This is a genomic window from Pseudomonas sp. LBUM1658 (assembly GCF_059716055.1).
The window spans coordinates 841533-853565 of the sequence record NZ_CP166798.1 but is presented as its reverse complement, the minus strand read 5'-3'; the positions used below and the strand labels follow the sequence as shown (position 1 = coordinate 853565).

The window sequence follows — 12033 nt, the reverse complement described above, 5'->3', positions numbered from 1 at the left end:
CCTGCATACGCAGATAGGGGTTTTGGAATTTAATCTTGACGATGACCTACTCTCACATGGGGAAACCCCACACTACCATCGGCGATGCATCGTTTCACTGCTGAGTTCGGGATGGGATCAGGTGGTTCCAATGCTCTATGGTCGTCAAGAAATTCGGTAGCCGGGTCGTGGGCCTTTTCAGGTTCACGCTCCAGCGAATGGGTATGTGATAGCTTGGTGTTTTGTGAGTATCTCGAACTTTCGGTTCGTTTCGTCTTCACACACCGCAATCTGGTGCCCTTTCAGGCCAACAAATTGCTTGGGTGTTATATGGTCAAGCCTCACGGGCAATTAGTATTGGTTAGCTCAACGCCTCACAGCGCTTACACACCCAACCTATCAACGTCGTAGTCTTCGACGGCCCTTCAGGGGACTCAAGGTCCCAGTGAGATCTCATCTTGAGGCTAGTTTCCCGCTTAGATGCTTTCAGCGGTTATCTATTCCGAACATAGCTACCCGGCAATGCCACTGGCGTGACAACCGGAACACCAGAGGTTCGTCCACTCCGGTCCTCTCGTACTAGGAGCAGCCCCTCTCAAATCTCAAACGTCCACGGCAGATAGGGACCGAACTGTCTCACGACGTTCTAAACCCAGCTCGCGTACCACTTTAAATGGCGAACAGCCATACCCTTGGGACCGGCTTCAGCCCCAGGATGTGATGAGCCGACATCGAGGTGCCAAACACCGCCGTCGATATGAACTCTTGGGCGGTATCAGCCTGTTATCCCCGGAGTACCTTTTATCCGTTGAGCGATGGCCCTTCCATACAGAACCACCGGATCACTAAGACCTACTTTCGTACCTGCTCGACGTGTCTGTCTCGCAGTCAAGCGCGCTTTTGCCTTTATACTCTACGACCGATTTCCGACCGGTCTGAGCGCACCTTCGTACTCCTCCGTTACTCTTTAGGAGGAGACCGCCCCAGTCAAACTACCCACCATACACTGTCCTCGATCCGGATAACGGACCTGAGTTAGAACCTCAAAGTTGCCAGGGTGGTATTTCAAGGTTGGCTCCACGCGAACTGGCGTCCACGCTTCAAAGCCTCCCACCTATCCTACACAAGCAAATTCAAAGTCCAGTGCAAAGCTATAGTAAAGGTTCACGGGGTCTTTCCGTCTAGCCGCGGATACACTGCATCTTCACAGCGATTTCAATTTCACTGAGTCTCGGGTGGAGACAGCGCCGCCATCGTTACGCCATTCGTGCAGGTCGGAACTTACCCGACAAGGAATTTCGCTACCTTAGGACCGTTATAGTTACGGCCGCCGTTTACCGGGGCTTCGATCAAGAGCTTCGCGTTAGCTAACCCCATCAATTAACCTTCCGGCACCGGGCAGGCGTCACACCCTATACGTCCACTTTCGTGTTTGCAGAGTGCTGTGTTTTTAATAAACAGTCGCAGCGGCCTGGTATCTTCGACCGGCATGGGCTTACGCAGTAAATGCTTCACCCTCACCGGCGCACCTTCTCCCGAAGTTACGGTGCCATTTTGCCTAGTTCCTTCACCCGAGTTCTCTCAAGCGCCTTGGTATTCTCTACCCAACCACCTGTGTCGGTTTGGGGTACGGTTCCTGGTTACCTGAAGCTTAGAAGCTTTTCTTGGAAGCATGGCATCAACCACTTCGTGTTCTAAAAGAACACTCGTCATCAGCTCTCGGCCTTAGACTCCCGGATTTACCTAAGAGTCCAGCCTACCACCTTAAACTTGGACAACCAACGCCAAGCTGGCCTAGCCTTCTCCGTCCCTCCATCGCAATAACCAGAAGTACAGGAATATTAACCTGTTTTCCATCGACTACGCTTTTCAGCCTCGCCTTAGGGACCGACTAACCCTGCGTCGATTAACGTTGCGCAGGAAACCTTGGTCTTTCGGCGTGGGTGTTTTTCACACCCATTATCGTTACTCATGTCAGCATTCGCACTTCTGATACCTCCAGCAAGCTTCTCAACTCACCTTCACAGGCTTACAGAACGCTCCTCTACCGCATCACCTAAGTGATACCCGTAGCTTCGGTGTATGGTTTGAGCCCCGTTAAATCTTCCGCGCAGGCCGACTCGACTAGTGAGCTATTACGCTTTCTTTAAAGGGTGGCTGCTTCTAAGCCAACCTCCTAGCTGTCTAAGCCTTCCCACATCGTTTCCCACTTAACCATAACTTTGGGACCTTAGCTGACGGTCTGGGTTGTTTCCCTTTTCACGACGGACGTTAGCACCCGCCGTGTGTCTCCCATGCTCGGCACTTGTAGGTATTCGGAGTTTGCATCGGTTTGGTAAGTCGGGATGACCCCCTAGCCGAAACAGTGCTCTACCCCCTACAGTGATACATGAGGCGCTACCTAAATAGCTTTCGAGGAGAACCAGCTATCTCCGAGCTTGATTAGCCTTTCACTCCGATCCACAGGTCATCCGCTAACTTTTCAACGGTAGTCGGTTCGGTCCTCCAGTTAGTGTTACCCAACCTTCAACCTGCCCATGGATAGATCGCCCGGTTTCGGGTCTATTCCCAGCGACTAGACGCCCTATTAAGACTCGCTTTCGCTACGCCTCCCCTATTCGGTTAAGCTCGCCACTGAAAATAAGTCGCTGACCCATTATACAAAAGGTACGCAGTCACCCAACAAAGTGGGCTCCCACTGCTTGTACGCATACGGTTTCAGGATCTATTTCACTCCCCTCTCCGGGGTTCTTTTCGCCTTTCCCTCACGGTACTAGTTCACTATCGGTCAGTCAGTAGTATTTAGCCTTGGAGGATGGTCCCCCCATATTCAGACAAGGTTTCTCGTGCCCCGTCCTACTCGATTTCATGACCAGGAGATTTTCGCGTACAGGGCTATCACCCACTATGGCCGCACTTTCCAGAGCGTTCCGCTAATCTCAAAGCCACTTAAGGGCTAGTCCCCGTTCGCTCGCCACTACTAAGGGAATCTCGGTTGATTTCTTTTCCTCAGGGTACTTAGATGTTTCAGTTCCCCTGGTTCGCTTCTTACGCCTATGTATTCAGCGTAAGATACCTAACTTATGTTAGGTGGGTTCCCCCATTCAGACATCTCCGGATCAAAGTCTGTTTGCCGACTCCCCGAAGCTTTTCGCAGGCTACCACGTCTTTCATCGCCTCTGACTGCCAAGGCATCCACCGTATGCGCTTCTTCACTTGACCATATAACCCCAAGCAATCTGGTTATACTGTGAAGACGACATTCGCCGAAAATTCGCAATTTAACTCACAAATTTTACCTTAGCCTGTAACAACACCAGTGAAAGTGTTGTCCAGTCTATCTTTCTATCACATACCCAAATTTTTAAAGAACGATCTAATCAAAGACTAGAAATCAATATTCACATTGGAATATTCATTTCTAAACTCTAACGGTACGAAGCAGTAAGTGGTGGAGCCAAACGGGATCGAACCGTTGACCTCCTGCGTGCAAGGCAGGCGCTCTCCCAGCTGAGCTATGGCCCCGTATTTCTACAGGCGTGTCCCACACAAAATTGGTGGGTCTGGGCAGATTCGAACTGCCGACCTCACCCTTATCAGGGGTGCGCTCTAACCAACTGAGCTACAGACCCAATTTCGAGCTACAAGGCCGACCTCACCCTGCTCTTTACCACAAAGCATGGGGTGCGCTCTAACCAACTAAGCTACAGACCCAATTTTGATGCTTTCGCAATCAAACTTGAAGCTTGTAGCTTAAAGCTTGAAGCTGCTTCTATCGTCTTCTTCAATGAATCAAGCAATTCGTGTGGGAACTTATGGAGCAGCTGATGTCGTCGATTAAGGAGGTGATCCAGCCGCAGGTTCCCCTACGGCTACCTTGTTACGACTTCACCCCAGTCATGAATCACACCGTGGTAACCGTCCTCCCGAAGGTTAGACTAGCTACTTCTGGTGCAACCCACTCCCATGGTGTGACGGGCGGTGTGTACAAGGCCCGGGAACGTATTCACCGCGACATTCTGATTCGCGATTACTAGCGATTCCGACTTCACGCAGTCGAGTTGCAGACTGCGATCCGGACTACGATCGGTTTTCTGGGATTAGCTCCACCTCGCGGCTTGGCAACCCTCTGTACCGACCATTGTAGCACGTGTGTAGCCCAGGCCGTAAGGGCCATGATGACTTGACGTCATCCCCACCTTCCTCCGGTTTGTCACCGGCAGTCTCCTTAGAGTGCCCACCATTACGTGCTGGTAACTAAGGACAAGGGTTGCGCTCGTTACGGGACTTAACCCAACATCTCACGACACGAGCTGACGACAGCCATGCAGCACCTGTCTCAATGTTCCCGAAGGCACTCCGCCATCTCTGGCAGATTCATTGGATGTCAAGGCCTGGTAAGGTTCTTCGCGTTGCTTCGAATTAAACCACATGCTCCACCGCTTGTGCGGGCCCCCGTCAATTCATTTGAGTTTTAACCTTGCGGCCGTACTCCCCAGGCGGTCAACTTAATGCGTTAGCTGCGCCACTAAGAGCTCAAGGCTCCCAACGGCTAGTTGACATCGTTTACGGCGTGGACTACCAGGGTATCTAATCCTGTTTGCTCCCCACGCTTTCGCACCTCAGTGTCAGTATCAGTCCAGGTGGTCGCCTTCGCCACTGGTGTTCCTTCCTATATCTACGCATTTCACCGCTACACAGGAAATTCCACCACCCTCTACCATACTCTAGCTCGACAGTTTTGAATGCAGTTCCCAGGTTGAGCCCGGGGATTTCACATCCAACTTAACGAACCACCTACGCGCGCTTTACGCCCAGTAATTCCGATTAACGCTTGCACCCTCTGTATTACCGCGGCTGCTGGCACAGAGTTAGCCGGTGCTTATTCTGTCGGTAACGTCAAGACCATCACGTATTAGGTAACGGCCCTTCCTCCCAACTTAAAGTGCTTTACAATCCGAAGACCTTCTTCACACACGCGGCATGGCTGGATCAGGCTTTCGCCCATTGTCCAATATTCCCCACTGCTGCCTCCCGTAGGAGTCTGGACCGTGTCTCAGTTCCAGTGTGACTGATCATCCTCTCAGACCAGTTACGGATCGTCGCCTTGGTGAGCCATTACCCCACCAACTAGCTAATCCGACCTAGGCTCATCTGATAGCGCAAGGCCCGAAGGTCCCCTGCTTTCTCCCGTAGGACGTATGCGGTATTAGCGTCCGTTTCCGAACGTTATCCCCCACTACCAGGCAGATTCCTAGGCATTACTCACCCGTCCGCCGCTCGCCACCAGGTACAAGTACCCGTGCTGCCGCTCGACTTGCATGTGTTAGGCCTGCCGCCAGCGTTCAATCTGAGCCATGATCAAACTCTTCAGTTCAAACATCTTTGGGTTTTTAGAAAACCCTAAATTTAGCTCAGCAATCGTTGGTTACATCTTTGATTTCTCGCGGAGTAACTTGTGATGCTGATAATCTTGTTGACTATCAGTCTGACTCCACAAGCACCCACACGAATTGCTTGATTCAGTTGTTAAAGAGCGGTTGGTTAAGATCTTTCGTCTCAACCGAGGCGCGCATTCTACGCTTTCCTCTGCTGCTGTCAAGCGGTTATTTTCAGAAGTTTTCAAAGTTTCCTTTGTAACTTCAACCACTTGGCGCTTCCGATCACTCGTTAGCGGGAGGCGAATTCTACAGCGTTACTCGCTGCTGTCAACACCTGTTTTACACCGCTTTCGACCGAGTGGATCGAACCGTTGATAACGTCAAACCAGCCGACCTTACCAACTCCTTCTGGGCTTCGATGAACTGAAGCAACTCGCTGCCGAAAACTGCGTAACTCTTTGTTTACCAAGGAGTTTTCCGTTTCGACTGCGCCGGAAGTGGGGCGAATTATAGACTTCCAGGATCTGCCGTCAAGGACTAATTACACCTTTGTTGCAGAAGATGTCCTTTTGGCTGTTAAACGGGGGATTCGGCGCATCACAGACGGAATACGCAACACTAATAGCAGCGCTCCTATAGAAGCATAGATCACCCACTCCTTCAGATCCGCTCGAACTATCCACAGCATATGCAGCAGCCCAAGCCCCAGGATCACATAAGCCAGGTGATGCAACTTCTTCCAGCCAGCACCGAGGCGTCGCTGACTGTAACGATTGGAGGTAACCGACAATGCCAGTAAACCAAGGAATCCAAGACTGCCGACGATGATGTAAGGCCGCTTGCGCAACTCGACACCCAGCTGCGACCAATCAAGACCGAGGATAAACACCAGGTAGGCCGCCAGATGCATGACCACATAAGCAAAGCACCACAGACCCAACTGTCGGCGCACGACAATCCACCCCGCCCAACCGGTCAGCCGTTGTAGAGGCGTCATGCTCAGAGTGATCAACAACAGGGTCAGCGTACCCAATCCCAGGCGATCGACCAGCACCTTCCCCGGATCCGGCCCCAGGGCGAAGATCCAGGCTTGATACAACCAGAGCAGCGGCCACACCGCCGCCACTATAAAGACGCCAATGCGCCACAACGGATAACGCATCAATAGTTCTTCCGCAGATCCAGGCCGCTATATAAAGAAGCCACCTCATCGGAGTAGCCGTTGAACATCTGCGTCTCGCGCACATTGGGGCTGAACAGTCCGCTCGGCAGGCGCCGTTCACGTGCCTGAGTCCAGCGCGGGTGATCCACCTCAGGATTGACGTTGGCGTAGAAACCATACTCATCCGCAGCAATGCTCTGCCAGGTGGTTTTCGGCTGTTCGCTGACCAGACTGATGCGCACGATGGATTTGACGCTCTTGAAGCCGTACTTCCACGGCACCACCAGACGCAACGGCGCGCCGTTTTGATTAGGCAGCTCGCGGCCGTACATACCCACGGCGAGAATTGCCAATGGGTTCATCGCCTCATCCAGACGCAACCCTTCTACATAAGGCCAGTCAATCAGGGCAAAACCGGAACGCTGGCCCGGCATGCTCTGAGGATCGAGAAGGGTTTCGAATCGAACGAATCTGGCCTTGGAGGTCGGCTCGACCTGCTTGAGCAACGCCGAGATGGGAAAGCCGATCCAGGGGATCACCATCGACCAGGCCTCGACGCAGCGCAGACGGTAGATCCGCTCCTCCAACTGATAGGGTTTCATGAAGTCTTCGAGGGCATAACGCCCGGGCTTGCCGACCTCACCATCGACCACCACGCTCCATGGCTCGGTTTTCAGCGTACCGGCGTTTTGTGCCGGGTCACCTTTATCCGTTCCGAACTCATAGAAGTTGTTGTAGTGGGTCGCGTCCTTGAATGGGGTGATCGCCTCCCCCTTGACCGTGACAGCCTGCCATTGGGTAGCCGGTAGCTTCTCGGTAAACCAGGCCGGCGCCTTGCCCGGCTCGACATCTGCATAACGTGCGACAGTATCGGCATGTGCCCAGCGCGGCAGACCGCTAACCGCCAGCGCAGTCATGGCGCCGCCCAGCACACTGCGACGAGAGTAGTAGAGGGATTGCGGCGTGACATCCGATTCTTGGCAGTCGGATGGCTTGGGCAACTTGATTAACATGACAACTCCGCAGCATTGGAGGACTGATGCACCAATAGACTGCGGAGTATGAGGGATATTACATCACTCGACTTTTTTGTGACGGCGCAGACGCAACAGGTACTGCACCGGGCCGGAAGCTGCATAGGCGAGGAACACCAGCAGCAGAATGCGCGGCGGATCACTGAAGACCACGGCGAACACCAGCACCACCGCGAGAATCGCGACAAATGGCACCCGCCCTTTCAGGTCCAGCTCCTTGAAGCTGTTGTACTTGATGTTGCTGACCATCAGCATGCCGGCAGCAGCCACCATCAGCGCCACCAGGAAGGACATCTTGGAACCCTGAATGCCGTAGTCGCTGAACGCCCAGACAATCCCGGCCACTACACCTGCCGCGGCCGGACTGGCCAGACCGATGAAATAACGCTTGTCTGCGGTACCCACCTGAGTATTGAAACGCGCCAGACGCAACGCCGCGCCCGCCACATAGATGAAAGCGACCATCCAGCCTACTTTGCCCATATCCCCCAACGCCCAGCCAAATGCCAGTAACGCTGGTGCGACACCAAAAGCGACCATATCGGACAACGAGTCATATTCAGCGCCGAAGGCGCTCTGGGTATTGGTCATCCGGGCAACACGACCATCCAGCCCGTCGAGCACCATGGCAACGAAGATCGCGATCGCAGCAAAAGCGAAATACTTACTCGCGCTTACCGCGTCACCGGCACTCAAGGCACTTTGAGCGCTCATGGAACTGATGATGGAGTAGAACCCCGCAAACAGGTTCGCGGTGGTAAACAGATTCGGCAGAAGATAGATACCACGATGCCGGACTTTACGGCCTTCTGCGTCATGCCCTTCTTCGACATGCTCATCGATCGGTAGCAGGCTTTCGGCGTCAGAGGCCTTGTTTGGCTCTTCGGGACGTTCGCTCATGGACATTACCTTGCAACGGTGTGGAAAATTTCGACAGGTGTCTGCGACGAGGGTTCGCGCGCAAACGATCCAGCTTTATACCAGAACCTGTCTGCCCAAACGAAAAAACGCGGCCTAAGCCGCGTTTTCTCTTCAAGGCCGGAACTTAGTTCTTGGCTTTGTCGACGATTTTGTTGGCACCGATCCACGGCATCATAGAGCGCAGTTGCTCGCCGATGATTTCGATACCGTGAGCGGCGTTGTTGCGACGCTTGGCGGTCATCGATGGGTAGCCGGTAGCACCTTCGCTGATGAACATCTTGGCGTACTCACCGTCCTGAATGCGTTTCAGGGCGTTGCGCATGGCCTGACGGGATTCGGCGTTGATCACTTCCGGGCCGGTCACGTACTCGCCGTATTCAGCGTTGTTGGAGATCGAGTAGTTCATGTTGGCGATACCGCCTTCGTACATGAGGTCAACGATCAGTTTCAGTTCGTGCAGGCACTCGAAGTAAGCCATTTCTGGCGCGTAGCCAGCTTCAACCAGAGTTTCGAAACCGGCTTTGACCAGTTCAACGGTACCGCCACACAGAACAGCCTGCTCGCCGAACAGGTCGGTTTCGGTTTCGTCCTTGAAAGTGGTTTCGATGATGCCGGTACGACCGCCACCAACGCCGGCAGCGTAGGACAGCGCAACGTTTTTGGCGTTGCCGGAAGCATCCTGATAGATAGCGATCAGGTCAGGGATGCCGCCGCCTTTGACGAACTCGGAACGCACGGTGTGGCCTGGAGCTTTCGGCGCGATCATGATCACGTCGAGGTCAGCGCGTGGCACTACCTGGTTGTAGTGGATCGCGAAGCCGTGGGAGAAGGCCAGGGTTGCGCCCTTCTTGATGTTCGGCTCGATTTCGTCTTTGTACAGAGCGGACTGGAACTCGTCCGGGGTCAGGATCATGACCAGGTCGGCAGCGGCAACAGCGCTGGCAACGTCAGTCACTTTCAGGCCGTGAGCTTCGGCTTTGGCAACGGTAGCCGAACCTTTACGCAGACCAACAGTGACGTCAACGCCGGAATCTTTCAGGTTGCAAGCTTGTGCGTGGCCTTGGGAGCCGTAACCGATGATGGCTACTTTTTTGCCCTGGATGATCGACAGGTCGCAGTCTTTTTCGTAATAAACTTTCATGAAATTTCCCCTATATATCCAGGCCGTTCAGGCCATTCGCTAATTTGGTTTAGATGCTCAGCACTTTGTCGCCACGGGCAATCCCGGTGACGCCACTGCGTACGGTTTCCAGTATCGCGGCCGTGCCGATAGACTGAATGAAGCTGTCGAGTTTGTCGCTGGTACCGGTCAGTTGAACGGTATACACGCTGGCGCTGACATCGACGATCTGTCCACGATAAATATCGGTAGTGCGCTTGATCTCGGCGCGCTGGGCGCCGGTGGCCTTGACCTTGACCAGCATCAGTTCGCGCTCGATGTGAGCACTTTCCGACAGGTCGACCAGCTTGACCACTTCGATCAGCTTGTTCAGGTTCTTGGTGATCTGCTCGATTACTTCATCGTGCCCCACGGTGGTCAGCGTCAGACGCGACAAGGTCGGGTCTTCGGTCGGCGCCACGGTCAGGCTTTCGATGTTGTAGTTACGCTGCGAAAACAGGCCAACAACGCGAGACAAGGCGCCCGGTTCGTTTTCCAGAAGCAAGGAAATAATGTGCCGCATGATTAAGTACGCTCCGTCTTGCTCAGCCACATATCGCGCATGGAGCCGTCTTTGATCTGCATCGGGTAGACGTGCTCGCTGGTGTCGACCGAAATATCGAGCACCACCAGGCGATCTTTCATGGCAAACGCTTCCTCCATCTTCGACTTCAAATCTTTCGAGTCGGTGATGCGCACGCCGACGTGACCATAGGCCTCCGCCAACTTGACGAAGTCAGGCAGCGACTCCATGTAGGAATGCGAGTGACGGCTGCCATAGCTCATGTCTTGCCACTGGCGAACCATACCCAGAACACCGTTGTTCAGGATGACGATTTTCACCGGCAAGCCATATTGCAGACAGGTGGACAGTTCCTGAATGTTCATCTGGATACTCCCCTCGCCCGTCACGCAGACGACGTCGGCATCCGGGAAGCTCAACTTGATGCCCATGGCCGCCGGAAAACCGAAGCCCATGGTGCCCAGGCCGCCGGAGTTGATCCAGCGGTTCGGCTTGTCGAACTTGTAGTACTGCGCCGCGAACATCTGGTGCTGACCCACGTCGGACGTGATGTAGGCATCGCCCTTGGTCACTTCGCTGAGGGTTTCGATCACGGTCTGCGGCTTGATGATGCTGCCGTCGCCCTTATCGTAAGGGAACAGGCCACGATCACCGCGCCACTCCTCGACTTGCTTCCACCAGCTGGCAACGGACTCCTTGTTCGGGGTCTCGCCGATTTCCTTGAGGGTCGCGACCATTTCGGTCAGCACACTCTCGACCGGACCGACGATAGGCACGTCAGCCTTGATGGTCTTGGAGATCGAAGCGGGGTCGATGTCGATGTGAATGATCTTGGCATTCGGACAGAACTTGGCCGGGCCGTTGATCACCCGATCATCGAAACGCGCACCGACCGCAAGGATCACGTCGGCATGGTGCATGGCGAGGTTGGCGGTGTAGCTGCCGTGCATGCCGAGCATGCCGATGAACTGCCGATCAGTGCCAGGGTATGAACCCAGGCCCATCAACGTATTGGTCACTGGCAGGTTGAGCATTTGCGCCAGTTCGGTCAGCGCTGCGGAACCGCCACCCAGAACCACCCCTCCGCCTGCATAAAGCACCGGACGCTTGGCCGCCAGCAGCATTTCCGCGGCTTTGCGGATTTGCCCGGAGTGCCCGCGAACAGCCGGGCTGTAGGAACGCAGCTTGGCTTTTTTCGGGAAGATGTATTCGAACTTCTCGGCCGGGTTGGTCATGTCTTTCGGGATATCGACCACGACCGGGCCAGGACGACCGGATTGCGCCAGGTAGAACGCTTTCTTCATGACTTCCGGGATTTCCGACGCATGCTTGATCATGAAGCTGTGTTTCACGATCGGCCGGGAGATACCGATCATGTCGGTTTCCTGGAATGCATCGGTGCCCACCATGGTGCTAGGCACCTGGCCGGAAATGATCACCATCGGAATGGAGTCCATGTAGGCCGTGGCAATACCGGTGATGGCGTTGGTCGCGCCCGGGCCGGAGGTCACCAGTACCACACCGGCTTTACCGGTGGCACGAGCGTAGCCGTCAGCCATATGAGTCGCGGCCTGCTCGTGACGAACCAGGATGTGGGTTACTTCCGGTTCTTTGAACAGCGCATCGTAAACATGAAGAAGAGCACCACCTGGGTACCCGTAGATATATTTGACGCCTTCGTCACGCAAAAAGCGGACGAGCATCTCACCGCCAGATAAAAGCTCCACGTTGTTCACCTCTAAAACGCCAGAATACCGTCCACTCAAAAGGGAACGGGTCTTAATAGGTTTACTGCTTAGCAGAGCATGAGCGACGGTGGTCGCCGACTACGTCAGCACTGACTGAGCAAGTATTGGGAGCTCCCCAAGTGTTGC

General features: G+C 54.2%; 6 protein-coding genes, 2 tRNA genes and 3 rRNA genes. All 11 read right to left on the bottom strand.

Annotated features, from left to right (window positions below; all coding sequences use genetic code 11):
• Window positions 1-33: 33 nt before the first annotated feature.
• Window positions 34-149 (bottom strand): 5S ribosomal RNA (gene rrf, locus ACA064_RS03910).
• 160 nt (window positions 150-309) lie between these two features.
• Window positions 310-3201 (bottom strand): 23S ribosomal RNA (locus ACA064_RS03905).
• A gap of 227 nt (window positions 3202-3428) precedes the next feature.
• Window positions 3429-3504, bottom strand: a tRNA-Ala gene (locus ACA064_RS03900).
• A gap of 30 nt (window positions 3505-3534) precedes the next feature.
• Window positions 3535-3611, bottom strand: a tRNA-Ile gene (locus ACA064_RS03895).
• A gap of 206 nt (window positions 3612-3817) precedes the next feature.
• Window positions 3818-5356 (bottom strand): 16S ribosomal RNA (locus tag ACA064_RS03890).
• Together the 16S, 23S and 5S rRNA genes with 2 tRNA genes alongside form the textbook arrangement of a ribosomal RNA operon.
• A gap of 545 nt (window positions 5357-5901) precedes the next feature.
• Complete coding sequence (msrQ, locus tag ACA064_RS03885; RefSeq protein ID WP_497672203.1) at window positions 5902-6522, bottom strand: protein-methionine-sulfoxide reductase heme-binding subunit MsrQ; 621 nt, start codon at window positions 6520-6522, stop codon at window positions 5902-5904.
• Window positions 6522-7535 (bottom strand): protein-methionine-sulfoxide reductase catalytic subunit MsrP, encoded by a 1014-nt coding sequence (msrP, locus tag ACA064_RS03880; RefSeq protein WP_497672202.1) that lies wholly within the window; start codon window positions 7533-7535, stop codon window positions 6522-6524. Before msrP ends, msrQ begins: the two co-directional genes overlap by 1 nt.
• Before the next feature lie 63 nt (window positions 7536-7598).
• The gene (gene pssA / locus ACA064_RS03875; protein WP_150803358.1) at window positions 7599-8456 is read right to left on the bottom strand and encodes a CDP-diacylglycerol--serine O-phosphatidyltransferase; all 858 of its coding nucleotides are present in this window, start codon (window positions 8454-8456) and stop codon (window positions 7599-7601) included.
• A 145-nt stretch (window positions 8457-8601) separates the two neighbouring features.
• On the bottom strand, window positions 8602-9618 hold the full coding sequence (gene ilvC, locus ACA064_RS03870) for a ketol-acid reductoisomerase (RefSeq protein ID WP_150643297.1): 1017 nt from the start codon (window positions 9616-9618) through the stop codon (window positions 8602-8604).
• Between the two features lie 49 nt (window positions 9619-9667).
• Window positions 9668-10159 carry an acetolactate synthase small subunit gene (gene ilvN / locus ACA064_RS03865; RefSeq protein WP_150643298.1) on the bottom strand — a complete coding sequence of 164 codons (492 nt, stop codon included), beginning with the start codon at window positions 10157-10159 and terminating at the stop codon, window positions 9668-9670.
• A gap of 2 nt (window positions 10160-10161) precedes the next feature.
• Window positions 10162-11886: an acetolactate synthase 3 large subunit gene (locus ACA064_RS03860; protein ID WP_497672201.1), complete on the bottom strand. Its 1725-nt coding sequence runs from the start codon at window positions 11884-11886 to the stop codon at window positions 10162-10164.
• Window positions 11887-12033 lie beyond the last annotated feature (147 nt).